The following is a 25,184-nucleotide window of genomic DNA, read 5'->3' on the forward strand; positions in this document are numbered from 1 at the left end:
ACTTCGGTCACTTCTCCAGGGGAATCCGCCCGACACCGCCGAACTCGATCCACTCGTGGCTGAGCTGGCGAGGCGCCACCTCGGTGTCCGGCCGCCAGGTCGACACCTCCACGAGCCCCGGCTCCAGGATCTCCAGACCCTCGAAATACGACTCCACGTCCTTCGCTTCCCGTACGCGGCCCCAGTTGCCCTGTGTCGCCTGGTCCATGAAGTTCGTGACGAATGCGCGGACCTCGGGGTCCTCGCTGACCAACTGGCACATGACCATGAAGCTGCCGGGTGCGAGCCGTTCGCGCACCCGGCGGGCCACCGCGAGCGGCCCGTCGGTGTCGCTGTCCGGGATGCAGTGGAACACCGAGTTGAAGAGCACACACACGGGTTCGGCGAAGTCGATCAGTCGCTTGGTGTCGACGTGACCGAAGATCTGGTCGGTCTCGCGCAGGTCCGCGTGGATGACGGTCGTCCGCTCGTCCTGCTCCAGCAGGGCACGGCCGTGGACCAGCACCATGGGGTCGTTGTCGACGTAGACCACGTGGGTCGTGGGGTCGATGCGCTGGGCGACCTGGTGCACGTTGTCCTGCGTCGGCAGGCCGGAGCCGTGGTCCAGGTACTGCCGGATGCCGTAGTCCTCGGAGAGGGTCCTCACGACCCGCTGGAGGAAGCGCCGGTTGTTCAGTGCCAGGCGGCGTGTGCTGGGAACGACCTTGTCGAGCTCCTCGCACGCGGCGCGGTCGGCCGCGTAGTTGTCCTTGCCGCCCAGATAGTGGTCGTACATGCGCGCTGCCGTCGGCACGTTCGCGTCGATCTCGGTGGACAGTTGCTTCTCGGGCATCGTTCCCCCTGCAAGGTGCCGTGCCAACGACTGGCTGGACAGGAACTACATCCTAGGGAGCGGGAGTTGGCCGGTGCCAGCCCACCGGCGAAGGTGCCCACGATCGAACGACAAGATGATCGCCCTCGCGCCGCCCGATGTTCCTTTTGCAACTGTTCACATACTTTGAGTCATGATCCGCGATGGTCCCCGTGGTAGACCGCCCGTGGCGGGCTCGATGCCCACCGCGGGGCTCGTTCACCAGGCGGAGCGGGCCGGCCCGACGGTCGGCGGATCAGAACCGGGCGGCGCACTCGATGGCGCCGCCCGGCCCGCTGGTGCCGCAGGCTCGCACCACGAGGCCCGCGTCGTTCCACGGGATGGTGTGCGCGGCGGAGCCGGGCTCCGTACCGTCACCGCAGGCAGGGGAAACCGCCGCGGTCGGTGACCGTGCGCGCCGGTGTGCCACGGCTGCCGCACGTCACCGTGAGCCCGGACCGCTAATCTGGACATACGAGAATTGATCGGAATGAGAGGACGTGTCCGCAACCGCCATTCTCACGGCCCCGGCCGCTTTCCCAGGAGAAACCCATGGGCGACTATTACGATCTCGGTACGCACGGCCGTCCCGTCACCACGTCCTCCGCCGACGCTCAACTCTGGTTCGATCGCGGCCTGGTGTGGACGTACGCCTTCCATCACGAGGAAGCCGTCGCCTGCTTCGAAAAGGCGGTCGAGGCAGATCCGGAATGCGCCATGGCGTATTGGGGCATCGCCTACGCGCTCGGACCGAACTACAACAAGCCCTGGGAATTCTTCGAAGGCGAGGAACTGGCGCGGACCGTCGAACGCACCCACGGTGCCGTGGAGCGGGCCCATGAGAAGGCCGCCCGCGCCACCCCGGTCGAACGAGCCCTCATCGGCGCGCTGCGCGCCCGCTATCCGCAGTCGGAGGCCGTCGAGGACTGCTCGGTCTGGAACGAGCCCTACGCGGACGCGATGCGCGCGGTCTACGAGCTGGCCCCGGACGACCCGGACGTCGCCACCCTCCATGCCGACGCCGCGATGAACCTCACCCCGTGGCAGCTGTGGGATCTCAGGACCGGGCAGCCGGCCGAGGGCGCGCGGACCACCGAGGCCAGGGCCGTGCTGGAAGGCGTCCTCGCCACCGACGCCGGCGTACGGCATCCCGGGATCCTGCACCTGTACATCCATCTGATGGAGATGTCCCCGACGCCGGAGCGGGCCCTCACCGTCGCCGACCGCCTGCGCGGCCTCGTGCCCGACGCCGGGCACCTGCTCCACATGCCCTCACACCTGGACGTCCTGTGCGGCGACTACCGTCAGGTCGTCGCGGCCAACAGCGAGGCCATCGCCGCCGACGAGAAATACCACCGGCAGGCCGGCGCGATGAACTTCTACACCCTCTACCGGGCGCACAACCTCCACTTCAAGATCTACGGCGCCATGTTCCTCGGCCAGGCGCAGGTCGCCCTCGACACCGCCGCCCGGCTGGAAGCCGCCATCCCGGAGGAACTGCTCCGTGTCCAGAGTCCCCCCATGGCCGACTGGCTCGAGGCGTTCCTGGCCATGCGCGTCCACGTCCTGATCCGTTTCGGCCGCTGGAGCGAGATCCTCGAACTGCCCGCCCCCGCCGACCCGGAGCTCTATGCGGCGACCGTCGCCATGCGGCACTACGCCCGGGGCGTCGCCCTCTCCGCCACCGGTGAGGTCGGCCGGGCGGAGGCCGAACGCGAGCTCTTCCGCGCGGCGACGAACCGCGTGCCCGAGACGCGCATGCTGTTCAACAACACCTGCCGGGACATCCTCGCCATCGCGTCCGCCATGCTGGACGGCGAGCTCGAATACCGCAAGGGCAGGTACGACCTCGCCTTCGCCGCCCTGGAGCGCTCCATCGAGCTGGACGACAACCTCCCCTACGACGAGCCCTGGGGCTGGATGCAGCCCACCCGTCACGCCTACGGCGCGCTGCTGCTGGAACAGGGCCGCGTGGCGGAGGCCGAGGCGGTCTACCGTGCCGACCTCGGTCTGGACGACACCCTGCCCCGGCCCCTGCAGCACCCCGGCAACGTCTGGGCCCTGCACGGACTGCACGAGTGCCTACTGCGGACGGGCAAGACCGGCGAAGCGGCCCTCGTGGCCCACCAGCTCAAGCTCGCGACCGCACTGGCCGACGTACCGATCGAGGCGTCCTGCTTCTGCCGTCTGGACACCACGTCCGGCCCCCGGGCGGCCGAGGCGTGCTGTCACTGACACCGCTCACGCCCGGTTCAGGCCCGCGCGCTCCAGCGCCCTGGTCATGGCCGGCCGGTCCCGCTGCCGCCAGTCGGGGTCGGCGGTGAGGGACATCAGCAGCTCCGGCGTCAGCCGGTAGTTCTCCGCGTGAGCCAGCAGGTCCTCCGCGTCGCCGGCCGACGTGGCACCGTGCTCCTCGTCGGCGATCGTGTGCAGCACGTCGGTCCGGTCGGTGAAGCGGCTCGTGCCGCAGTCGAGCCCGTCGTCGTCCAGGGTGCCGGGGTACGCGGCGCGGGCCCACGCTCCGTTCTCGTACCAGTAGACGCAGCCCAGTTCGTATCCGCTCAGCAGGTCCTTCAGCCGGTCGTGGGGAAGCCACCCGGGGGCACCGGCGAGCAGGTCAACCGGCGGCTCGTGCCACTTGACGCCGCTCGACTCGTCCTCGCCGGAGAGCACGTACCGGCCCTCGCCGCGCGGCGAGAAGCCCCACCACGTGCAGCCGGAGTCGTCCAGATGGAGCCCTTCGCCGTCCACCCAGGTCCCGGTGCGGTGGCGAACCTCCCGCTCGCCCTGCGCGGTGGCCTCCAGTACGGCGATGAGCGCCCAGCGGGCCCACAGCACTTCGGCCGGCGGAAGGTCCCCGGGCAGTCCCGGCCGGTTGATGGTCTTGCCCCGTCCTCCGGGCTCGTCACGTTGATCATGATCAGAGCAAAGGCTCTCACGGAGCGAGCGACCGCGTGCGACGTTTGAGCTGCCGTTTCACGGTCACTCGTGTGACGACCCCGTAGTCGGACACGACTTGGATGTGAACGAACCGTGGCTGAAGAGCAGAAGGGCAAGGCCAAGGCCGAGCAGGCCAAGGGCAAGGCCAAGGAGACGGTCGGCCGTGCGGTGGGCAACGAGCGCCTGACGGCCGAGGGCAAGGCGGAGCAGTCGAAGGGCGACGCCCGCCAGGCCAAGGAGAAGACGAAGGACGTCTTCAAGCACTGAAGACCGAGCACTGACGTCGCGCGGCGGTGCCGCGTCCCGATCGGGACGCGGCACCGCCGTGTTTTTCTCCGTTGGTCCCACGAACGCTCGCCGGGACCGCCCGGCATCGTCCGCTGGCGGGTTCCCCATGCGTTTCCCCCTCTTGACGTGTTGATTGCCGTCCTAAAACATTCGGGAAGCTCGATTGGTTCTGCTCGGTTCTGTTCGCTCCCGAAGGGAATCCATGTCCAGCAGGCATCGCCTCACCCGCACGGCACTGGCGGTCACCGTCCCCCTGGCTCTCGGCGCGGGCCTCGTGACGGTGCCTCCCACCGCCGCTGCCGCGGACCCGCCCGCGAGCGCGGTCACCGTTCGGATCGACCCGTCCTACCGGCAGCAGGAGTTCGAGGGGTGGGGGACGAGCCTCGTCTGGTTCGCCAACATCACCGGCCGCTACCCCGAACCCATTCGGCAGAAGCTCGCCGACATGCTGTTCGGCGAGGACGGCCTCCGCCTCAACATCGCGCGCTACAACATCGGCGGCGGCAACGCCCCCGACGTCCGCAAGGACTACATGAAGACCGGCGCCACGATGGACGGCTTCTGGAAGGCACCCGAGGGCACCACCAGGGAGGACACCGACTGGTGGAACCCGGACGATCCGGCGCACTGGGACTGGTCCGCCGACGCGGGTCAACGCTGGTGGGTGGACCGCGTCAAGAACAAGGTGACCCGCTGGGAGGCGTTCAGCAACTCACCGCCCTGGTTCCAGACCGTCAGCGGCTACGTCTCCGGAGGCTTCGACGCCAACACCGACCAGATACGGGCGGACCGCGTCGACGACTTCGCCGCCTACCTGGTCAAGGTGACCGAACACCTGGAGAAGAAGCACCGCATCGACTTCGACACCATCGCCCCGCTCAACGAGCCCAACACCAACTACTGGGGCACCCGAATCGGCCCCGACGGACAGCCCACCGGCGGCCGCCAGGAGGGCGCCCACGCAGGCCCGGAACTCCAGCAGAAGGTCGTCCTCGCGCTGCGACGCGCACTGGACAAGGCGAGGACCCGCGCCAAGATCTCCGCGATGGACGAGACCAACCCCAGCACCTTCGTCCGCAACTGGAACGCCTACGACAGCTCCGCCCGGGCCGCCGTCGACCAGCTCAACGTGCACACCTACGGCACCGGCATGCGTACGGGCGCCCGTGACAGCGCCAAGGCCGCGGACCGGCGGTTGTGGATGAGCGAGGTCGAGGGCACCTGGGGGACCGGCACCGACTTCACCGGTATGGAACCAGGGCTCGGCATCGCCACCCGAGTCGTCGAGGACATCCGTGAACTGGAGCCGTCCGCCTGGGTGTTGTGGCAGCCGATCGAGGACTCCATCCCCCAGGCGCAGGCCGGCAAGAACTGGGGCAGCATCCACATCCCGTTCGACTGCACCGCCCAGGACACCCTGCGGACCTGCCCGATCAAGACCAACACCAAGTTCCACACCCTGCGCAACTTCACCCACCACATCCGCCCCGGCGACCACTTCGTCACCTCCGACGATCCCTCCAGCGTCGCCGCCGTACGCAAGTCCGGCCGCGGAGCGACAGTGGTGCACGTCAACAACGGCACGACCCCGCGCGCGGTGAGCCTGGACCTCTCGAAGTTCCGGCGGGTCGCCCGCGGCGCCACCGTGACGCCCGTGGTGACCAGCGACGACGGAGCGCTCGTCCGCGGCACGCCCGTGCGGGTCCAGGACGGCTCCGCCACCGTGACCGTCCCCGCCAAGTCCGTGACCACCCTCCTCGTCGACGGTGTGTCCGGAACCGCGAAGGACGCCGCGCTCGTCCAGCCCGGCCACGTCTACCGTCTCCAGGGCGCCCAGAGCGGCAAGTCGCTGGCACCGTCCGCCGAGGGCGACGGGGTCGTCGTGCGCACAACCGACCCGGCCGCCACGTCCCAGCTCTGGTCCGTGAAGCCGCTGACGCGCGGCAACGGCAACCGTGAACGCTACGCCCTCGTCAACGCCGCCGACGGCAGGCGCCTCGCCGTACGCGACAACGAAGCCGTACTCGAACCGGGGGAGGACACCCCGGCGGCGCAGTGGATCATGTCCACCACGGGAGACGGCAGTTGGACCTTCGTCAACGCCGAGACCGGCCGGCTTCTCGATGTCGTCGGCCAGTCGACGGCTGACGGCGCCCGGGTCTCGGCCTTCCTCCCGACCTCCAGCGCCAACCAGCGCTGGGGCGTGACCGACGAGACGGTGCTCCGCACCCAGCCGGCCACGGCGTTCACCGTTCCCGGGCGCGCCCCCGAACTGCCCGGGACCGTGAGGCCCGTCTTCCGCGACGGCGCCAGGGGCGCGCTGCCGGTGGCGTGGATGCTGCCCTCCTCGTCACGCTGGCGCACCCCGGGAACGGTACGGGTGAAGGGCAGGGCCACCGACGCTCTCGGCCGCACCCTGCCGGCCGAGGTGGTGGTCACCGTGGACACCATCGCGTCCACCCTCCCGGCCCGCGCCAAGACCTGGACCGGAGGGCGGCCGGGCCTGCCCGACACGGTCACCGGCGTGGGACGGCACGGCGGAACCGCCGACCTCCCGGTCACCTGGGACCCCGCCGCCGAGGGCGCGTACGACGACACCGGCGTGGTGACCCTGCGCGGCACCGCCCGGGTCCCCGGCGGGGCCACGGCCCCGGCGAGCGTACGTGTCCAGGTCACCGCGCCCCGGGAGACCGACTCCGCGCGCGAGGAGGGCGTGACGGTCGGCGCGACCTACACCGAGAACGGGTACTCCGCCGACGGCCTGCGCAACGGCACCACGTCCGAGAAGGCCTGGTCGAACTGGCGGTCCGGCACGAAAAACCCCTCCGACACCATCACCTTCACCCTGCCGGAGGCACGCGACCTGACCCGGGTCGTCACCCACTTCCACCGCGACGGCACCAACGTCAGCTTCGCTGAGTCCCTCACGGTGCAGGTGCGCGGCGCCGACGGCACCTGGTCCGACGCGAGCGACCAGGTGTCCGTCGGCACCGAGGGCACACCCGTGGTCGACGTCCCGGTGCGGGCGACCGGCCCGGCGACGGGCGTGCGCGTGGTCATGACGGCCCGCCCGGGCGGCTACATCACGCTCGGGGAGATCGAGGTGCACGCCAAGGCGCCGGGCGCTTCCGCCGACGCCGCGGCGGCGTCGATCGAGGTGGACGGCGCGTCTGTGAGCGGCTTCGACCCGGACCGGACGAGCTACCGGGTGGCGGTCGGCCGTCCCGGCCGGGCCGAGATCACCGCCACGCCGCGTGACCCCTACGCGAAGGTGACGGTCGGCAAGGACGCGCCCGGCGGCGGGACGGTCCGCACCATCTCGGTGACGAGCGAAGACGGTTCACGGTCACGGGAGTACCGGATCGAGCTGACCCGCCGGTGACACACGAAAGCGCGGGGCCCGCACGCCCCGCGCTTTCGTCTTCCGGGGTCAGACCGCCGGGGCCGGGTACGTCGGGTACTCCACGCCGGAGACGTGCTGCACGACGCGGATGACCTGGCACGAGTAGCCGAACTCGTTGTCGTACCACAGGTAGAGGATCGCGTTGTCGCCGTCGACCTTGGTGGCGCCGGCGTCGACGATCGAGGCGTGGCGCGAGCCGATGAAGTCGCTGGAGACCGCGTCGGGAGCCGTGGTGAAGTCGATCTGGCGCTTGAGCGGCGAGGTCAGGGAGACGTCGCGAAGGTGGTCCAGGACCTCCTCGCGGGTCGTCTCACGGCCGAGCCGCAGGCTGAGGATCGCGATCGAGACGTCCGGGACCGGGACGCGGATCGAGCTGCCGGTGATCGGCGCCTTGAGCTCGGGCAGCGCCTTGGCGACGGCGGAGGCGGCTCCGGTCTCGGTGATGACCATGTTGAGCGGCGCGGACCGGCCGCGGCGGTCGGCCTTGTGGTAATTGTCCAGCAGGTTCTGGTCGTTGGTGAACGAGTGGACGGTCTCCACGTGGCCGCGCTGGACCCCGAACTCGTCGTCCATCGCCTTCAGCGGCGGCACGATCGCGTTGGTGGTGCAGGACGCGCAGGACAGGATCTGCTCGTCCGGCTTGATCGTGTCGTGGTTGACGCCGTGCACGATGTTGGGGACGTCGCCCTTGCCGGGCGCGGTCAGCACGACCTTGTCGACACCGGGGCGCAGGTGCTGGGACAGGCCCTCGCGGTCGCGCCACTTGCCGGTGTTGTCGATGAGGATGGCGTCCTTGATGCCGTACGCCGTGTAGTCGACCTCGGACGGGTCGTTCGCGTAGATCACCTTGATCGCGTTGCCGTTGGCGACGATCGTGCTGGTCGCCTCGTCGACGGTGATCGTGCCCTGGAACTGGCCGTGGATGGAGTCACGGCGCAGCAGCGAGGCGCGCTTGACGATGTCCTGCTCCCCACCGCCGCGCACGACGATGGCCCGCAGCCGCAGGCCGTTGCCCGAGCCGGACTTCTCGATGAGCAGCCGGGCGACCAGCCGGCCGATACGGCCGAAACCGTAGAGGACGACGTCCCGGCCCTCGCGGCGCTCGATCTTGTTGGCGCCCGTGGCACCGGCGACGGCCTCGGCGGTGAACTCCGCGACCGACAGGCCACGGTCGTCCTCGCGGTACGTCGCGGCGAGCATGCCGATGTCGATCTGGGACGGCCCGAGGTCCAGCTCGGCGAGCGTCTTCAGGAACGGCAGCGTCTCGGTGACCGAGAGCTCCGCGCCGGCGATCTGCCGGGCGAACCGGTGGGTCTTGAGGATGCTGACCACCGACTTGTTCACCAGGGAGCGGCTGTGCAGCAGGACCGTCACGTCCCGCTCCCGGTGCAGCTTCCCGATGATCGGGATCATCGACTCCGCGATCTCCTCGCGGTTCTTCCAGTTGGTGAACGAGTCGTCGTTGACAGTCACGAGTCCATCTTTCGAGCTAGGCGGCGCTCATATGTTAAACCGTCGATCTCCTGATCTTGAACGGGGTGCCTCCGACGCGTTCCGCGGCCTCTCCGCGCGACTCCCGGGGCAGGGCCTGAGAGGATCGAAAGCGGATCTTCCGCGCGAAAGGGGTGTTCATGGACTACGACTCCGTCGCCGACGAGCTGTACGCCCTGCGCCCGGAGGAGTTCACCGCCGCCCGAGCCTCCGCCATGGCCTCCGCCCGCACCGCCGGTGACCGGGAACTCGCCGAGCGGATCCGCGCGTTGCGCAAGCCCAGCCTCGCCGCCTGGGTCAGTAACCTGCTGGTCCGTGGCAGCCCCGGGGAGGTCGAGCCCCTGCTGCGCCTGGGGGAGGGGCTGCGCCAGGCCCACCAGGACCTGGACGGCGTGCAGCTGCGCGAGCTGAGCCGACGGCAGCACGCGCTCATCCGCGCCCTGTCCGCGCGGGCCCGGCAGCTCGCCAAGGAGGCCGGACATCCCATCGGCGAGAGCGTGCAGCGCGAGGTCGAGAACACCCTGCACGCCGTCCTGGCCGACCCGGAGGCCGCGGCGGTCTGGGCGAGCGGCCGTCTGGCCAAGCCGCTGAGCGCGGCCGTCGGCTTCCCCGCGGCAGCCGAGGGCGCCCAGCCGAAGCGCCCCGCACCCGCCCCCTCTCGCCCGGGCAAGAAGGCCGGTGGGCGGCAACGGCGCCTCCTCGCCCAGGCGCGCGAGGACGTCGAAGCCGCCGAGCGCGAGCTGGGCAGGCTGCGGGACGAGGCGGCGACCGCGGGCCGGGAGGCGGCGGAGGCGCAACAGCGAATGGAGGATCTCCAGCGGCGCGTGGAGGAACTGACCGGGGAGCTGGAACACGCCAGGAACGAGCACCAGCAGGCCCGTTTCGCCGAGCGAACGGCCCGGGAGAGGGTGCGCACGGCCGACCGCCGGGTCCGCGAGGTCGGCCGCAAGGCCGCCACGGCCGTCTCCCGGCTGGAACGCCTGACCTCATCGGACGCCTGATCCCGGACCGGTACGGCGGTGTGCGACGCCCGGTGCCCACCGAAGCGCGATCATGGACCTGTGACCGAGCTCACAGAGGTCAAGTGGGCCGTCCCGCAACGCCTCACCCGCACGACACCAAAATTGAATCGTTCGTTTTCTTGAACCGATCGTGTTTGTGTGGCTAGGTTGACCGCATGACCGCATCCGGGAACCCGACCACCGCCGATGAGCTGCGCGGTGCCGGCCTGAGGGTGACGGCCGCCCGCGTCGCGCTGCTGGAGGCCGTGCGGGACGGTGACCACCTCGGCGCAGAGGCCATCGCCTCCGAGGTGCGCGGCCGCGTGGGCCACATCTCCGTCCAAGCCGTCTACGAGGGGCTGCACGCACTCACCGCGGCGGGACTCATACGTCGCCTCGACCCGCCCGCCAGTCCGGCCCTCTACGAGGGGCGCGTCGGCGACAACCACCACCACCTCGTGTGCCGGTCGTGCGGAGCCGTCGCCGACGTCGACTGCGCGGTCGGCCACGCCCCCTGTCTGACCGCGTCCGACGACCGCGGCTTCGCCGTCGACGAGGCCGAGGTCATCTACTGGGGCCTGTGCCCCACCTGCTCCACCGCCCGCAGTTCCTGAGCACGTGATCCACCCGAGCACCGTGATCCGCCCCGTCCGGAAGGATTTCCATGACTGAGAACCACGACGCGATCGTCACCGACCCGAAGTTGCAGGAGACGGGAGGCGGTTGCCCCGTGGCCCACGGCCGCGCTCTGCACCCGACCCAGGGGGGCGGCAACCGCCAGTGGTGGCCCGAGCGCCTCAACCTGAAGATCCTCGCCAAGAACCCCGAGGTGGCCAACCCCCTCGGTGAGGGCTTCGACTACGCCGAGGCGTTCCAGGCCCTCGACCTCGCGGCCGTGAAACGCGACATCGCCGAGGTGCTCACCACCTCGCAGGACTGGTGGCCGGCCGACTTCGACCACTACGGCCCCCTGATGGTCCGTATGGCCTGGCACAGCGCCGGCACCTACCGCATCAGCGACGGCCGCGGCGGCGCCGGTGCCGGTCAGCAGCGCTTCGCCCCGCTCAACAGCTGGCCGGACAACGGCAACCTCGACAAGGCCCGCCGTCTGCTGTGGCCCGTGAAGAAGAAGTACGGCCAGAGCATCTCCTGGGCCGACCTCATGATCCTCACCGGCAACGTCGCCCTGGAGCAGATGGGCTTCGAGACCTTCGGGTTCGCCGGCGGCCGCGAGGACGTGTGGGAGTCCGAGGAGGACGTCTACTGGGGCCCCGAGACCACCTGGCTCGACGACCAGCGCTACACCGGCGACCGCGAGCTGGAGAACCCGCTCGGCGCCGTCCAGATGGGCCTCATCTACGTCAACCCCGAGGGTCCGAACGGCAACCCGGACCCGATCGCCGCGGCCCGCGACATCCGTGAGACGTTCCGCCGCATGGCGATGAACGACGAGGAGACCGTCGCCCTGATCGCCGGCGGCCACACCTTCGGCAAGACCCACGGCGCGGGCCCCGCCGACCACGTCGGCGCCGACCCCGAGGCCGCCTCCATGGAGGAGCAGGGTCTGGGCTGGCGCAGCACGTACGGCACCGGCAAGGGCGGCGACGCCATCACCTCCGGCCTCGAAGTCACCTGGACCAGCACGCCCACCCAGTGGAGCAACGGCTTCTTCAAGAACCTCTTCGAGTTCGAGTACGAGCTGGAGCAGAGCCCGGCCGGCGCCAACCAGTGGGTGGCCAAGGACGCCCCGGAGATCGTGCCCGACGCGCACGACCCGTCGAAGAAGCACCGCCCGAAGATGCTCACCACCGACCTGGCGCTGCGCTTCGACCCGATCTACGAGCCCATCTCCCGCCGGTTCTACGAGAACCCCGACCAGTTCGCGGACGCCTTCGCCCGCGCCTGGTTCAAGCTGACCCACCGTGACATGGGCCCGAAGTCGCTGTACCTCGGCCCGGAGGTCCCGCAGGAGACCCTGCTCTGGCAGGACCCGCTGCCCGAGGCCGAGGGCGAGCCGATCGACGCCGAGGACATCAAGGTCCTCAAGACCAAGCTCCTGGAGTCGGGTCTGAGCGTCTCCCAGCTGGTGTCCACCGCGTGGGCCTCCGCCTCCACCTTCCGCGGCAGCGACAAGCGCGGCGGTGCCAACGGCGCCCGGATCCGCCTCGAGCCGCAGCGCGGCTGGGAGGTCAACGAGCCCGACGAGCTGGCCCAGGTCCTGCGCGTCCTGGAGGGCATCCAGCAGGACTTCAACGCCGGCTCCGGCGCCAAGAAGGTCTCCCTGGCCGACCTGATCGTCCTCGGTGGCTCCGCCGCCGTCGAGAAGGCCGCCAAGGAAGCCGGTTTCCAGGTGGAGGTCCCCTTCGCCGCGGGCCGTGTGGACGCGACGCAGGAGCACACCGACGCCGAGTCGTTCGAGGCGCTCGAGCCGACCGCCGACGGATTCCGCAACTACCTCGGCAAGGGCAACCGCCTGCCGGCCGAGCACCTGCTGCTCGACAAGGCGAACCTGCTCACCCTGAGCGCCCCCGAGATGACCGTCCTGGTCGGCGGCCTGCGGGTGCTGGGCGCCAACCACCGGCAGACCCAGCTCGGTGCGCTCACCACGACGCCCGGCTCGCTGACGAACGACTTCTTCGTCAACCTGCTCGACCTGGGCATCACCTGGAAGTCGACCTCCGAGGACCAGACCACGTTCGAGGGCCGCGACGCCGCCACGGGCGAGGTCAAGTGGGCCGGCTCGCGCGCCGACCTGGTCTTCGGCTCGAACTCCGAGCTGCGCGCGCTCGCCGAGGTCTACGCGAGCGACGACGCCAAGGAGAAGTTCGTGAACGACTTCGTCGCAGCGTGGGTCAAGGTCATGAACCTGGACCGGTTCGACCTGGTCTGATCACCTCCGCATGAGGAGAACGCCCGGGCCGGGAGGCCCGGGCGTTCCGCCGGTTGCCTGAGGGGACGTCAAAAGCAGTTCAAGGTAAGAACATCACTCACCCAACTCTCACCATGAAACGGCAAGGACCGCGGAGCGTGCCGCGATCCGGGCATACGTTCGTGCCGTGAACACAGATTCCGCTGCCCCCAGAGGCGCCGGCCGTGCACCGCACCCCTTCGCCGGTCCACGGCCCACCACCGGCGGCACCGGCCGCCGCACCCTTCTGCGCACCGCCCTGACCGGGGTCGCGGCCCTCGGTGCGGGCCTGGGCGCCGCCGGACCGGCCGCCGCCGCCCCGGGCCGGGAAACACACGTACGGCCCGGCACTCCCGACGAAGCCTGGAACGAACTGGCCGCGGGCAACCGCCGCTGGCGCGCCTTCCGGGAACGTCACCCACACGAGAACCCCGCGCTACGACGGGAGTTGGCCACCGGTCAGCACCCCTTCGCGGTCGTGCTGGGCTGTATCGACTCACGCGTGCCCCCGGAGCTGGTCTTCGACCAGGGCCTGGGGGATCTGATGACCGTGCGCACCGCAGGGGAGGTCCTGGACGAGGCCGTGCTCGGCAGCGTCGCCTACGGCGTCCTGGAACTCGGCATCCCGCTGGTCGTCGTCCTCGGTCACCAGTCGTGCGGCGCGGTGCGAGCCGCTGTCGAGGCGGAGCAGACCGGTCAGCGTCTGCCCGCCCACATGCAGTACCTCGTCGACCGGATACGCCCGGCCATAGACCACCGTCGGGAAGGCGACGCCCGGATCGACGCGACCGTGAGCGCCAACGTCCGGCTCGTGCGCTCCCGGCTGGCCGCGGAGCCCGAACTCGCCGCGAAGGCCGACGCCGGCCGACTGGCGATCGTCGGCGCCCGCTACGAACTGACGACCCAGACCGTCCACCGCCTGGCCTGAGAGCCCGCCCGGTCCGCTGCACGCGACAGCGGACCGGGCCGTCCGTCACGCCCGCAGCGGATTGAACCGAGCCGCCGCCATCAGGTACCACGCGGTCGCCCCGGTGTGCCGGTAGGGGTAGTAGCCGAAACCGAAACCGGTATCCAGCGGACTGCTCGCCGACACCACGCCGGACTGCTCGGGAAGCGCCTTGCCCCCCACGGTCTGACCGCCGCCCAGCAGTTCCTGCGCCCGCTCGGTCGAGGCGAGCAGACACCGGGCACGTGCCTCGTCACCTCGGGCCCCGCGCTCCCGCAGGGCGAGGGCGAGATGAGCCGTCCCCTCGAACCAGACACCGTTGCGGTCGGGCTTGGGCTGGCCGGACGCGATCGGCGCGTCCTCGTCAGCGAGCAGACTCGCCGAACTGAAGGTGACCCCCTCGTACGACTGCCCCACGGGCACCGTGCTGTTCGGGCGCCCGGAGTGGTCGCGTACGGCCAGCTCGGCCGCGGCCCAGTCCAGTGAGCGGGCATGGCCGCGGGCGCGCGAGCCCAGTGCGAGGTACGTCCAGGTCTGGGTGTCCTCGGGGATCGGGGACCTGTTGACCGTCACGCCGTCGTTGGTGCCGGTGTAGAAGAAGCCCCCGGACGGCTCCCACATCCGCTGCACGAAGGCCTCGGCCCGCGCACGCCGCTCCCACCACACCCGCTCGCCGGTGAGCCTGGCGAGCCGGCCGAAGAGACAGATCAGATCGGTGTTGTGCTCCGTCGAGGTGAACGGCAACTTCTGATCCGCCCCGTCGACACCGAACTTGTAGCCGCCGAGGGGCTCGTCGGTCCGGCCGGTCCGCTCGATCCACTCACCGATCCGCACGGCGCCGGTGAGGAAGCGGCGTGCTCCGGTACGACGGGCCAGGGCGCTGAGCGCGATACCCGCCCAGGCCATGTCGCCGACGGCCGTGCCGGTGAAGCCGAACTGCGTGCCGACATTGACGGTGCCGTCCGCCCGCACGAAGCCGTCGGGCTGCGGCGAGCCGTCGTAGAAGGTGTACGGCCCGACGTTGTAGGCCTGCCGGAGCCTGCCGTCGTCGTGGGCCGGGTCGTGGTCCTGGGCGTAGAGCAGCGCGTCGCCCAGCGCCTTGGCCCTGTTCAGGCCGACGGCGGCCCGGGCCGCGAGGTGGGCCAGGATCGCGAGGGCGTTGTCGTAGGTGAACGCGGTGCTGAACAGGCCGGCCTGGTCGGCGTAGCTCTGCGTCAGGCGGATGCCCCCGTGGTCGGGGTAGGCGTCCATGGCGGCGGCGAGAAAGGCGTGCCCCCGGGCCGGGCCCGATGCGGGGCGCGGGCGGGGAGAGCCGGCCGCGAAGGCCGGCCCCGGGCCGGCGGCGGTGAGCCCCGCGGCACTGATGCCGAGTCCGGCACCGATGAGCGAACGCCGGCTGAGCGCCGGGCCTTGTCTGCCAGTCATGGATCTCCTTTGAGAGCGCTCTCACGCGGTGCGCGCTCATTGTGCTGGCGCTCCCGGTCCGGGTCAACGCCTGCTTCACGAAGCAGAGTTGCGGAGGGCGGCGGACGAAGGGCGGATCACTCGCAGACGATCTCGTCACGCGGTGTGTAGTGCGTGCGGTACGGCTCCCGCTTCACTTCACGGCCGTCGTTGTAGAAGACCCGCTCCACGGTGACGTCGAACCCCTCCAGCGGTGTCTGGGGCACGCATTCCTCGTCGTCGACGACCTTCTTCCGCGGCTTCTTCACCTCGGTCCGCGGGCCCGTCTCCGACTTGATCTCGTCGTACGTGCGGGTGCCGAGGAAGGAGACGGTCACGGAGGTGTCCGTGGACTCGGCCTGGATGTAGAGGGCCTTGCCGGAGTCGTTGGTGAACCGCAGGTCCAGGCTGCCCCAGGCGACCGTCGCCTCGCGGCCCTCCGGGTAGCGCTCGATGTAGAAGGAGTGCGCTCCGTGCTCCACGGGCTTGACGCCGGCGAAGAACAGCGCGTTGTACACGGTCGTCGCCACGGAGGAGACGCCGCCGCCGGCCGCCTTGGTGAACTTGTCGTCGAGGATGATGATGCCGTCCATGAAGCCGTTGGCCTCGGTGCGCTCCCCGACGGTCCGGTTGAAACTCCAGGTCTCGTCGGGCCCGACGACGGAGCCGTCGATGAGCTCGACGGCGCGGCCGATGTTCTTCGTGCGGTACTCGGCCGGTTCGAAGCGGACGGTGAACGAGGACATCTTCTCCGTCAGCCCCAGCTCCGCGGCGTTCTCGCGGGTCACCTCCGGCTGAGTCCGGCGCACCTCCACCTCGCCGCTGCGGGTCGCGCCCGACCTGCCGAGCAGCGGCAGCACCGCCTTGCCCAGCGCCTTGTCGGTGACCGACCGGCCCACCGTGGCGTCCTCGGTCACCACGGCCTTGTCGCCCTCCGGCCGCAGTGTCGCGTTCTCGGCGGTCGTGGTGATCTCGTCCAGAGGTCCCGCCACGGAAGGCTCGGAGCGCAGCCCCTTCGCGTCGAGCTCCGGTATCAGTTCACCACCCGCGTCCGGCCGCATGGTCAGATGCTCGCCCAGTGCGTCCTGGCCGACCGTGAACCGTCTGCCTGCCGCGGTGAGCGTCACGGGGCCCGACATGGCCGGCTCCGCGAAGGTGCGCACCGCCCGCCGCACCTCGTCGGCCGTGACCCTCGGCCGGGTCTCACGGGTGGGCAGGGGAGTGGGCGCTCGGGTGCCCCCCAGGAAGGAGTCGCGCAGCGGCTCGACCGAGGCGTTCACGTCCAGCGCGTATCCCGTCCGCGGCGCGACGGTCTTCACGCGCCCGTCGTCGAAGGCGACGCCGCCGTCCCGGACCGTCTGGTCGAGGTCCTTCGCCAGCTCTCCGAGGGCCTCCCGGGCCTTGCCCTCGTCGAAGCGGACGACCGGCTCGATGTCGCCGCCCGAGCGGAAGAGACCGCCGAACACGTCGACCGGATCGGCACCGGTGCGCGCCGCCCGGTCGACGGTCTCCCGGACGTCGTAGGAGAGGCCCGCGTCCTGCGGGTCGACCGTGCCCGCGCGGTCGCCGACCGTCACGGGGAGGTCCTGCGCGCCGGCCGCGCCCAGCTCCCGTTCCAGCTTCCGCACCGCCTCCGGGCGGCTGAGCCCTCCGATCTCCACACCGCGCACGGTCGTCCCCGCGTCGATCTCCCCACCCGTGAGGAGCAGCCCGGCGAGATACAGACCACCGGCCCCCACGGCCAGCGCGCCGCCGACGAGGGCGACAGGCGGGAGGGAAGCGAAACGCGGGAGGGAGGGTGTGCGGGGGCGCATGGGTCTCCTGAGGATCGATATGAGGGTGCACCCGAAGACGCGACGATGCGCGGGCAAACACATCAAGCTATCCACACATCGAGGGCAAAGCGGTATGGCCCAGACCACTTATGTCCGAGATCATTCCGGAATTGACCGCCCCGGCCCGGTCGCCGGGCGCGGCCACAGAGTGGTAACGACGAACAACGAAACCGGCGTTGACACGGTCTAGGCCACCATGAAGATCTCTTTCCTGATTCACAACGCCTATGGAATCGGAGGCACGATCACCACCACGTTCAACCTGGCCGGGGCCCTGGCCGAGCGGCACGACGTGGAGATCGTCTCCGCGCTACGGCACCGCGAACACCCGAACCTCGTCCTCGATCCCCGGGTGCGGCTGCGGCCACTGGTCGACCTGCGCAAGGAGGCGGACGATCCGCGGCACCACAGACCGGCCAAGGTGTTCCCGGCCGCCGAGTACCGCCACCGCCAGTACAGCGAGCTGACCGATCGGCGCATCGGCGAGTGCCTCGAAGCCCTCGACGCCGACGTCGTCATCGGCACCCGCCCGGGGCTCAACGTGCACATCGCCCGTCAGGCTCCACCGCACGTCCTGCGCGTCGGCCAGGAGCACCTCACGCTCGACAACCACTCCCCGCGGCTGCGCACCGCCCTGCGCCGCGCCTACCGCCGCCTCGACGTGATCACCACCGTCACGGAAGCGGACGCCGCCGCCTACCGCCGCACGATGTGGCTGCCCGGCGTCCATGTGGAAGCCCTCCCGAACAGCGTCCCCGACCCCGTCCTGCCGCCCGCCGACAGCACCGCCAAGGTGGTGATCGCCGCGGGCCGCCTGGTCCCCGTCAAGCGCTACGACCTCCTCATCGAGGCGTTCGCCCGGGTCGCCGCCGCGCACCCGGACTGGCAGCTGCGCATCTACGGCAAGGGCGAGGAGCAGCCGAGGCTCCGCGAGCTCATCGAGCGCCTCCGGCTGTGGAACAACGTGTTCCTGATGGGCGCCGCCACCCCCATGGAGGCCGAGTGGGCCAAGGGCTCGATCGGCGCGGCCGCGTCCAACTTCGAGCCGTTCGGCATGACCATCGTCGAGGCCATGCGCTGCGGACTGCCCGTCGTCAGCACCGACTGTCCCTACGGCCCCGGCGAGATCATCCAGGACGGAACCGACGGCCGGCTCGTACCGGTCGGGGACCGCGACGCACTCGCCGCGGCCCTGCTCGAACTGGTGGGCGATGATGAGCGCCGCCGCCGCATGAGCCGGGCCGCCCTGGACAACGCGCGCCGCTTCGCTCCGGGCCCCGTCGTCGCCCAGGCCGAACACCTGCTGGAGACCGCCGCCGTGGCCAGGACCACCGGCCGGACGGCCGCCCCGCGGGGCCACCGCACCCAGAGCGCCCTGGCCGGCCGGGGCCATGCCGCCCGTGACGCCGCCCACGCGACTGCAGCCGCTGTACTGCGCTCGATACGGAAGGGACGCCGATGAACACACCGGAAGACGGGACGACCCGCCCGCACGAGCACACCGTGCCGGGCACCCCGCGCGAGGGCGCGATGTCGGCATCGCCGCGCGAGGGCGCTGCGTCGCGTACGCCGCCCGACGGCGCGACGACGGACGCGCGGCGCGAGGGCGCCATGCCGGGATCGCCGAGCGCAGGTACTGCGTCGCGTACGGGCTCGCATGGCGTGACAGCGGACGCGCGGCGCGAGGGTGCGATGCAGGAGACGCCGAGCGAAGGCGCTGTGCCACCTCAGGGCGCGACCTCGCGTGCGCCGGAGAGCCCGGCGCCCGACACCCCCGAGGCGCAGCTGCGCGCCGACTGCGCGATCGACACGGACGGCCGGATCACCTTCCGTCTGCCGCCGACCCCGGCCGCGCACCCCCGGCTGCTTCTGCGGCTGCGGCCCAAGAAGGGGCGGCCCGAGACGACGCGTCACGTCCTCGACCTGGAACCCGACCGGGCCGACGGCCGTCCGCACGCCGTACTGGAACCGCACCCGGCCCTCGACGAAGGCCGCTGGGACGTGTACCTCCTGCCCGAACCGGGAGCCGAACGCCGACGGCTGCGTCCCGGCCTGCGGGACCTGCGCGCCCTCGTCGACGGGCACCTGCGCGACCGCCCCTCGCCGGTCGCGGTGAGGATCCCGTACGCCACGAAGGACGGCTTCCTCGCGCTCAGGGTGTGGCGGCGCACCACCCACGCGGAGACCCGCACGATCGACGTCACGGACCGGGCCGTGACGGTCACGGCCCGCCTGCACGGTGCCGATCTCCACGAGGACGCCACCGTGCGCCTGCGTCTGCGGGGCACCGACACCGTACGGACCCTCCGCACCCGGATCGACGGCGATGGCCGGGGCTTCTCCTTCACCGCCGACCCCGGGGAGCTGACGGACGACGGCGGGGGAGCGGCCCGGATCTGGGACGTCTTCGTCCGGCCCACCTCCGAGGCGGCGCCGATCAGGGTCGGCCGGTTGCTCGACGACGTGGCGGACCGCAAGCACGTACATGTCTATCCGGCGCTCGAGACGGACGGATCCAGCCTGCGCCCCTACTACACCGTCGACAACGACCTCGCGATAGAGGTGACGTAATACCGATTCGCCGATATGCCCGAAATGAAAATTCCTGGAGTTTCGGATGGTCGTTTCGGTGATGCGCCGCGACCGTCATGTGTGGGTTCTGTGCAAAGCGGCGGCAAAAGGGGGTCAGGGGCTCGTTATCAACTGCCGCACATCGGAGGGGGACTTGCGGCTATAACCAAAGTCAAGTACCTAGATGAATCATGAACCTGTTCAACCGCGTTGTGCCGTCCCGCCGGCAGGCACCGCTCCCCCCACAGCGCTCCGTCGGCGCATCGGCATCCCCCACCGCCGTGCTGCCGGACCCCAACCTGACGAATCTGTCCGGTGAATGGGTCGTCGACCCCGCGCACAGCAGGATCGGCTTCTCCGTCCGGCATGCCATGGTGACCACCGTGCGCGGTTGTTTCCTGGAGTACGAGAGCCGGCTGTACTTCGACGCGTACGACCCCACACGGTCACGGGCCGACATCACGCTGTTCACCTCCAGTGTCGACACCGGGGTGGAACAACGCGACGCGCACCTGGTCGGCCGTGACTTCCTCGACGCCGTGACCTATCCGCGTATGCGCTTCACCAGCACGGCGGTGGAGCAGACGGACGCCGACCTGTTCAGCATGTCGGGCGAACTGACCATCAAAGGCGTCACGCGGCCCGTCGTACTCGACATGACCTATATCGGAAGTGTCACCGACCCCTTCGGCTATGACCGGGTCGGCTTCGACGGCACCACGACCATCAACCGCTCGGACTGGGGCCTGACGTACAACAGCAGGCTGGCCGAGGGTGGTGCGATGGTGAGCGAGAAGGTGCGTCTGCAACTCGACATCGCCGCCATCCGGACACCCCCGACGGGCGGCTGACCGCTCCGGGGCGCCCTCACGGTGTGGCGTCGGCCCCGGCCACGACCCGGAACGTGGCCGGGCCGAGCGTGAGCACTCCGTCGCTCAGGGGCGTGCACCGTACACCGCCCCGGCCGCGCAGGGCGCGCTGTGCGCCGGGGCCGATGGTCGCGTCCATCCACGCGCAGGGCCGGGCGGGACGCTTCACGGCGAACAGCACCGGTCCTCTGCCGCAGTCGAGCGAGATCGTCGCACCGACGCAGGCGTCGATGTCGACGCCCTTGAGCAGGATGTTCCGGCGGGTGTGCCGCAGGTCGGCGCCCGCGGGGAGGTTCTCCGCGGCCATGATGGTCACCGCCGCGTTCCGGTGGGCGGGTCGTGCGTAGTACCGGTCGCCGACCAGTCCCAGCTCACGGCGCACCTCCACCCGGGTGACGCGCTCGTCGGACGGACCGGGGGACGGCCCGTCGGACGGCCGCCCGGCCAGCCGGTGCGCGGGTGACACCAGCAGTTGCAGCACCTCCACCTCGGCCATGGCGCCCACCCTACGTTCGGGTGACCGCCCTCGACGCCCGGTCCGTCACTCCTCCTGCCGTCGCCCGTGCCCGCCGTCCTCCGCAGAGGCCCGGCCGTCCGCGACCTCGCCCGCGGTGAGGTGCTCCAGGACCTCGACCAGTTCCTGGCAGGCGCGCTCCACGGAACGCCGCGTGTAGATCTGCTCGGTGATCACGGCCGACAGGATCAGGGCGGTGAGCGCCATCGCCCCGTTGAAGGCCTGCAGCTTCATCATCACCTCGACCCGGCTGAGCCGTTCGAACGGCCCGACCCGGTCGGTCGCCGCCACCGTGGTCAGGACCGAGGCGAACAGGGCGCACAACAAGCTGCCGGCCAGTTGGAACCGCAGCGCCGCCCAGATCAGCAGGGGGTAGACGAGGAACAGCAGACTGACCGGGCTCTGCGCGGCCAGCGGCACGAGGCAGCAGGCGATGACCGCGAGTCCCGTGGCCTCCTTCCAGCGGGCCAGGGAAAGCGGCAGGCGCACGCGGGACAGCAGGAGCAGGACGGGTGTGACGATCAGTACGCCCATCGCGTCACCCACCCACCAGGCCAGCCATACCGCCCAGAAGCCCGACCACTCGATCTTGCCCGTGGCGATCAGGATCCCGGCGCCGGTGGTGGAACTGATCAGCATGGCGGCGAAGGCACCTAGGAACACCAGCGCGAGACCGTCCCGCAGTCGCGCGAGGTCGGTGCGGAATCCGGCGCGGCGCAACAGCAGGTACCCGACGACGGGGGCGGCCGTGTTGCCCGCCAGGACGGCGAGAGCCGAGGGCGTCGGGGAGGTGAGGGACAGGATGATGAGGAAGGCGCCCAGGGCGATTCCGGGCCAGCAGCGCAGCCCGAGGAGGAGCAGACAGGCGACCGAGACGCCGGTGGGGGGCCAGATGGGGGTGACGACCGCCCCCTCGACGACCAGTTCCCGCAGCAGTCCCAGCCGCCCGGAGGCGTAGTAGCAGGCGGCGACGGCCAGCGTCTGCAGAGCGATGACGACCGGCGTACGCAGATCATGGCTACCCACCACAGCAGCCATGAGACACCGGGGCCGCCGCCTCTGCGAGGCGGGAGCGGGTGTCGTGCGGCCCTATGGCTGAGCGTCCGGGCCGTCGAGTCCGACCACGAGGACGGCTGCGTCGTCGTCGTGCCCCACGCGCTCGGCACCCTTGATCACGGCTGCCGCGAGCGCGTCGACGTCCATACCCGCCACCGCCGCGATGCCCGCGAGCCGCGTCACCTGGTCGAGTCCCTCCTCCAGCCGCATCGACGGCCCCTCCACGACGCCGTCCGTGAGCAGCACGAACACACCGCCCGCCGTGAGCTCGTACCGGGTCACCGGATACGGGGTCCCCACCTGTACCCCCAGGGGCGGCCCGCCCTCGTCCTCGGTGATGCCGGACTTCCCGTCCGGCGTGGCCCAGACGCGGGGCAGATGCCCGGCCCGCGCGCTCTCCAGCACCCCCGCACACGGGTCGAGCCGCATGAAGGTGCAGGTGGCGAACAGGTCGGCGCCCAAGGACAGCAGCAGATCGTTGGTCCGCTTCAGCACCTCGCCCGGATCGCTGGTGACCGAGGCGAGCGCCCGCAGCCCGGCCCGTACCTGCCCCATGAAGGCCGCGGCCTCGATGTTGTGACCCTGGACGTCGCCGATGGACAGACCGACCCGGCCGTCGCCCAAGGCGAAGGCGTCGTACCAGTCACCGCCCACGTTGAGGCCCTGACAGGCGGGTGTGTACCGCACGGCCAGGTGCAGCCCGCGTGCGAGGGGCAGATCCCGCGGCAGCATGCCGCGCTGCAGGGCGATCGCCAGTTCGACCCGGGATCGCTGCATCTCGGCCTGCGCACGCGCCTGTGCCGTCAGGGCCCCGAGCCGGGTCAGCAGCTCGTCGCCGTCGTCCGTCGTGCCGGTGCGGGACATTGATCACTCCGGCGAGGATGGCCACGGTAGGTGACGACCCGAGAAGGCGAATCACCTGATTTACGTCCATAGGATGATACTCAGGCAATGGTCCATGTGACGACTTCACGACCTCCGGCAGCCCTCACCGCGCGTCCCGCCCCGCCTCGCGTGATGGAGGCCGCCGCCCCGCAGGCCTCGGGCCGTCTCACCGGGAGTCCGGCCGGGACGCATCCCGCGCTCGCGGCTCTGGCCCGGGTGGTCGATGACAGAGGCAGGCCCCGTCGGCGGGGTGCGGATGGGCGAAGCAGCCGGGCATCGGAAGACCGTCCGGGACCCCCGGCGGGCGACTCCACGGACGCCCGACGGTCAGGAAGAGCGGTCATGAACGGCCTCCGGCTGTGATCACAGACCGGTGACGGCGTGCAGGAGGAGATAGAGCGCCGCGGCCGGGATCCCCGCACCGGGAAACGTGAGGACCCAGGCGGTACCGATCGAACCGACCACCTGCCAGCGTACGGCGGAGAAGCGCTTGGTGGCACCGGCACCCAGGATGGCCGCGGTGATCGTCTGGGTGGTCGAGATCGGCGCCTTCAACAGGAACGCGGTCGTGTAGAGGACGGCCGCGGCCGCGGTCTCGGCGGCGAACCCGCGCGGCGGATCGAGATGCACGATGCGCCGCCCCAGGGTGGTGATGATGCGGCGCCCGCCCGTGTACGTCCCGGCCGCCATGGCGGCCGCCACGACCGCGATCACCCACACCGGCACGGAGAAGTCGTCCTGCCAGCCGGCCGTGACCAGCGCCAGCACGATGACCCCCATGGTCTTCTGTGCGTCCTGCAAGCCGTGCCCCAGCCCCATGGCGGCGGCGGAGACGGTCTGCGCGAGACGGAACCGCCGTGTGAGGCGCCGTGGTGTCGATCGGCGGAACAGCCAGAGGATGCCGATGTGCAGCAGGTACCCGAGCACCACGCCGACCAGCGGGGACAGCAGCATCGGCAGGATGACCTTGTCCACGATGCCCGACCAGTACACCGTGGCGGACGCGGCGAGCGCGGCGCCGACCAGCCCGCCGATCAGGGCGTGCGAGGACGAGGTGGGCAGCCCCCGCCACCACGTGAACACGTTCCACCCGATGGCGCCGAGGAGCGCGCACAGGACCAGCAGCAGCCCCGAGATCGCCTGGGGCGCTCCGATGATGCCGCTGCCGACGGTCTGCGCGACCTCGGTCCCGAGGAAGGCGCCGCAGAAGTTCATCACCGCGGCCATGGCCAGTGCCACGCGCGGGGTCAGGGCCCTGGTGGAGATCGAGGTGGCGATCGCGTTCGCGGCGTCGTGGAAGCCGTTGGTGAAGTCGAACGTCAGGCCCACGATGATGATCAGCACCACGAGAGTGAGCTCCATGCCGATCACCTTTCACCGCCGACCGCACGGTTCCATCCTGCGCTTCTCCCGGCCCGGCGGACGGTGTGGCTACGCCACGCGGGGCGCACTCCACGGAGGCACTCGGTGACGCGGATGCACCGTTTTACGGTGCCCTGATGCGATCCGTACCAACGTGGGCACTGGTGTCGTCGGGGTGTGCGCCGGTCGTCCTGATCATGGGCTGGCTGGTGGCGGCGTCGCTGCAGGGATCCCCGTACGACCCCGCCGCCCAGACGATCAGCGTCCTGGCGGCTCCCGGAGACTCGGGTTCCTGGGTGATGGCGGCGGCGTTCGTCGCGTTGGGCTTCTGCCACCTGCTGACGGCGTGGGGGCTGCGTCCGGCCGCGGCCCCGGGACGGATGGCGCTGGCGGCCGGGGGAGTGTCGGCGCTGGTGGTGGCGGTGGTTCCGGCGCCGAGCAGCGGAGGCTCCCTGAGTCACGGTTCCGTGGCCGCCGTGGGCTTCGCCGTGCTCGCGGCCTGGCCCGTCCTGGCCGCCAGGGCCGGTGCCGCCGTGCCGTGGGCCCTGCTTTCCTCCTTGGGGGCGGCCGCAGTGATGGCGGCCGGGGCGGCCTGGTTCCTGGTCGAGCTGCATTCCCACGGCGTGGTCGGCGTGGCCGAGCGCGCGGTGACGACCATCCAGTCGCTCTGGCCCTTCGTCGTCGTCCTCTCCTGCCTGCGCGCCTCTCTGCGTGACGGCTCCCCGACATGACCGAGTGCGTCCGCAGGCATTGACAGGTACGGACCAACGCGGAACGCTGAGAGCGCTCTCAGAACACCGAATCGGCCAACTGTCGAACGGA

The 25,184-nt window shown here is 70.7% G+C and carries 20 protein-coding genes; 11 read left to right on the plus strand and 9 right to left on the minus strand.

Annotated features, from left to right (window positions below):
* Positions 1-7: 7 nt before the first annotated feature.
* The gene (locus QNO09_RS14730; RefSeq protein ID WP_283970618.1) at positions 8-832 is read right to left on the minus strand and encodes an SAM-dependent methyltransferase; all 825 of its coding nucleotides are present in this window, start codon (positions 830-832) and stop codon (positions 8-10) included.
* 570 nt (positions 833-1,402) lie between these two features.
* Here QNO09_RS14730 and QNO09_RS14735 point away from each other — a divergent pair.
* Positions 1,403-3,085, plus strand: coding sequence for a tetratricopeptide repeat protein (locus tag QNO09_RS14735; protein ID WP_283970619.1), 1,683 nt, complete (start codon positions 1,403-1,405; stop codon positions 3,083-3,085).
* 6 nt (positions 3,086-3,091) lie between these two features.
* Here the strand turns inward: QNO09_RS14735 and QNO09_RS14740 are convergent, their stop codons facing one another.
* Positions 3,092-3,688, minus strand: a complete 597-nt coding sequence (locus QNO09_RS14740) for a hypothetical protein (RefSeq protein ID WP_283970620.1) — start codon at positions 3,686-3,688, stop codon at positions 3,092-3,094.
* Positions 3,689-3,883: 195 nt separating this feature from the next.
* Between QNO09_RS14740 and QNO09_RS14745 the strand changes: the two genes are divergently transcribed.
* Positions 3,884-4,057: a CsbD family protein gene (locus QNO09_RS14745; RefSeq protein ID WP_283970621.1), complete on the plus strand. Its 174-nt coding sequence runs from the start codon at positions 3,884-3,886 to the stop codon at positions 4,055-4,057.
* A gap of 223 nt (positions 4,058-4,280) precedes the next feature.
* A complete protein-coding gene (locus QNO09_RS14750; RefSeq protein WP_283970622.1) occupies positions 4,281-7,460 on the plus strand; it encodes an RICIN domain-containing protein in 3,180 nt (1,059 codons plus the stop codon).
* A 48-nt stretch (positions 7,461-7,508) separates the two neighbouring features.
* Here the strand turns inward: QNO09_RS14750 and QNO09_RS14755 are convergent, their stop codons facing one another.
* Complete coding sequence (locus tag QNO09_RS14755; RefSeq protein WP_283970623.1) at positions 7,509-8,954, minus strand: glyceraldehyde-3-phosphate dehydrogenase; 1,446 nt, start codon at positions 8,952-8,954, stop codon at positions 7,509-7,511.
* A 158-nt stretch (positions 8,955-9,112) separates the two neighbouring features.
* On the opposite strand from QNO09_RS14755, the gene QNO09_RS14760 reads away from it, so the two are divergent.
* The 4 genes from QNO09_RS14760 to QNO09_RS14775 all read left to right on the plus strand — a co-directional run bounded on the left by QNO09_RS14760 (position 9,113) and on the right by QNO09_RS14775 (position 13,809).
* Positions 9,113-9,973, plus strand: a complete 861-nt coding sequence (locus tag QNO09_RS14760) for a hypothetical protein (protein WP_283970624.1) — start codon at positions 9,113-9,115, stop codon at positions 9,971-9,973.
* A gap of 176 nt (positions 9,974-10,149) precedes the next feature.
* On the plus strand, positions 10,150-10,587 hold the full coding sequence (locus QNO09_RS14765; RefSeq protein WP_283970625.1) for a Fur family transcriptional regulator: 438 nt from the start codon (positions 10,150-10,152) through the stop codon (positions 10,585-10,587).
* A 50-nt stretch (positions 10,588-10,637) separates the two neighbouring features.
* On the plus strand, positions 10,638-12,863 hold the full coding sequence (gene katG / locus QNO09_RS14770; RefSeq protein ID WP_283970626.1) for a catalase/peroxidase HPI: 2,226 nt from the start codon (positions 10,638-10,640) through the stop codon (positions 12,861-12,863).
* Between the two features lie 166 nt (positions 12,864-13,029).
* Positions 13,030-13,809, plus strand: a complete 780-nt coding sequence (locus QNO09_RS14775; RefSeq protein WP_451520488.1) for a carbonic anhydrase — start codon at positions 13,030-13,032, stop codon at positions 13,807-13,809.
* A gap of 45 nt (positions 13,810-13,854) precedes the next feature.
* Here QNO09_RS14775 and QNO09_RS14780 read toward each other — a convergent pair whose 3' ends face one another.
* On the minus strand, positions 13,855-15,252 hold the full coding sequence (locus tag QNO09_RS14780; protein ID WP_283970627.1) for a Tat pathway signal sequence domain protein: 1,398 nt from the start codon (positions 15,250-15,252) through the stop codon (positions 13,855-13,857).
* Between the two features lie 116 nt (positions 15,253-15,368).
* Positions 15,369-17,084 carry a VanW family protein gene (locus QNO09_RS14785; protein WP_283970628.1) on the minus strand — a complete coding sequence of 572 codons (1,716 nt, stop codon included), beginning with the start codon at positions 17,082-17,084 and terminating at the stop codon, positions 15,369-15,371.
* A gap of 217 nt (positions 17,085-17,301) precedes the next feature.
* Between QNO09_RS14785 and QNO09_RS14790 the strand changes: the two genes are divergently transcribed.
* From QNO09_RS14790 to QNO09_RS14800, 3 genes are all read left to right on the plus strand, one after another.
* Positions 17,302-18,567, plus strand: coding sequence for a glycosyltransferase family 4 protein (locus QNO09_RS14790; protein ID WP_283970629.1), 1,266 nt, complete (start codon positions 17,302-17,304; stop codon positions 18,565-18,567).
* A complete protein-coding gene (locus QNO09_RS14795) occupies positions 18,564-19,676 on the plus strand; it encodes a transferase (RefSeq protein ID WP_349636969.1) in 1,113 nt (370 codons plus the stop codon). Before QNO09_RS14790 ends, QNO09_RS14795 begins: the two co-directional genes overlap by 4 nt.
* A 191-nt stretch (positions 19,677-19,867) precedes the next feature.
* Positions 19,868-20,527 carry a YceI family protein gene (locus tag QNO09_RS14800; RefSeq protein ID WP_283970630.1) on the plus strand — a complete coding sequence of 220 codons (660 nt, stop codon included), beginning with the start codon at positions 19,868-19,870 and terminating at the stop codon, positions 20,525-20,527.
* Positions 20,528-20,543: 16 nt separating this feature from the next.
* Here the strand turns inward: QNO09_RS14800 and QNO09_RS14805 are convergent, their stop codons facing one another.
* The 4 genes from QNO09_RS14805 to QNO09_RS14820 form a co-directional block, all read right to left on the minus strand.
* Positions 20,544-21,041, minus strand: a complete 498-nt coding sequence (locus QNO09_RS14805; RefSeq protein ID WP_283970631.1) for a molybdenum cofactor biosysynthesis protein — start codon at positions 21,039-21,041, stop codon at positions 20,544-20,546.
* A 45-nt stretch (positions 21,042-21,086) separates the two neighbouring features.
* Positions 21,087-22,088 (minus strand): MASE1 domain-containing protein, encoded by a 1,002-nt coding sequence (locus QNO09_RS14810; protein WP_502962298.1) that lies wholly within the window; start codon positions 22,086-22,088, stop codon positions 21,087-21,089.
* 60 nt (positions 22,089-22,148) lie between these two features.
* A complete protein-coding gene (locus tag QNO09_RS14815) occupies positions 22,149-22,979 on the minus strand; it encodes a PP2C family protein-serine/threonine phosphatase (protein ID WP_283970633.1) in 831 nt (276 codons plus the stop codon).
* Positions 22,980-23,363: 384 nt separating this feature from the next.
* Complete coding sequence (locus QNO09_RS14820; RefSeq protein ID WP_283970634.1) at positions 23,364-24,362, minus strand: inorganic phosphate transporter; 999 nt, start codon at positions 24,360-24,362, stop codon at positions 23,364-23,366.
* A 137-nt stretch (positions 24,363-24,499) separates the two neighbouring features.
* Here QNO09_RS14820 and QNO09_RS14825 point away from each other — a divergent pair, with 137 nt between their 5' ends.
* Positions 24,500-25,093, plus strand: a complete 594-nt coding sequence (locus QNO09_RS14825) for a DUF998 domain-containing protein (protein WP_283970635.1) — start codon at positions 24,500-24,502, stop codon at positions 25,091-25,093.
* The last annotated feature ends 91 nt before the right edge of the window (positions 25,094-25,184 follow it).

The organism is Streptomyces sp. 378, from assembly GCF_030124145.1.
In the GTDB taxonomy this organism is placed as follows: domain Bacteria; phylum Actinomycetota; class Actinomycetes; order Streptomycetales; family Streptomycetaceae; genus Streptomyces.

What these genes read in the sequence shown, in the direction of transcription:
- QNO09_RS14730 (WP_283970618.1), bottom strand. Translation starts at nt 832, where the DNA reads ATGCCCGAGAAGCAACTGTCCACCGAGATCGACGCGAACGTGCCGACG.
- QNO09_RS14735 (WP_283970619.1), top strand. Translation starts at nt 1,403, where the DNA reads ATGGGCGACTATTACGATCTCGGTACGCACGGCCGTCCCGTCACCACG.
- QNO09_RS14750 (WP_283970622.1), top strand. Translation starts at nt 4,281, where the DNA reads ATGTCCAGCAGGCATCGCCTCACCCGCACGGCACTGGCGGTCACCGTC.
- QNO09_RS14760 (WP_283970624.1), top strand. Translation starts at nt 9,113, where the DNA reads ATGGACTACGACTCCGTCGCCGACGAGCTGTACGCCCTGCGCCCGGAG.
- QNO09_RS14765 (WP_283970625.1), top strand. Translation starts at nt 10,150, where the DNA reads ATGACCGCATCCGGGAACCCGACCACCGCCGATGAGCTGCGCGGTGCC.
- katG (WP_283970626.1), top strand. Translation starts at nt 10,638, where the DNA reads ATGACTGAGAACCACGACGCGATCGTCACCGACCCGAAGTTGCAGGAG.
- QNO09_RS14780 (WP_283970627.1), bottom strand. Translation starts at nt 15,252, where the DNA reads ATGACTGGCAGACAAGGCCCGGCGCTCAGCCGGCGTTCGCTCATCGGT.
- QNO09_RS14785 (WP_283970628.1), bottom strand. Translation starts at nt 17,084, where the DNA reads ATGCGCCCCCGCACACCCTCCCTCCCGCGTTTCGCTTCCCTCCCGCCT.
- QNO09_RS14790 (WP_283970629.1), top strand. Translation starts at nt 17,302, where the DNA reads ATGAAGATCTCTTTCCTGATTCACAACGCCTATGGAATCGGAGGCACG.
- QNO09_RS14795 (WP_349636969.1), top strand. Translation starts at nt 18,564, where the DNA reads ATGAACACACCGGAAGACGGGACGACCCGCCCGCACGAGCACACCGTG.
- QNO09_RS14800 (WP_283970630.1), top strand. Translation starts at nt 19,868, where the DNA reads ATGAACCTGTTCAACCGCGTTGTGCCGTCCCGCCGGCAGGCACCGCTC.
- QNO09_RS14805 (WP_283970631.1), bottom strand. Translation starts at nt 21,041, where the DNA reads ATGGCCGAGGTGGAGGTGCTGCAACTGCTGGTGTCACCCGCGCACCGG.
- QNO09_RS14815 (WP_283970633.1), bottom strand. Translation starts at nt 22,979, where the DNA reads ATGTCCCGCACCGGCACGACGGACGACGGCGACGAGCTGCTGACCCGG.
- QNO09_RS14820 (WP_283970634.1), bottom strand. Translation starts at nt 24,362, where the DNA reads ATGGAGCTCACTCTCGTGGTGCTGATCATCATCGTGGGCCTGACGTTC.
- QNO09_RS14825 (WP_283970635.1), top strand. Translation starts at nt 24,500, where the DNA reads ATGCGATCCGTACCAACGTGGGCACTGGTGTCGTCGGGGTGTGCGCCG.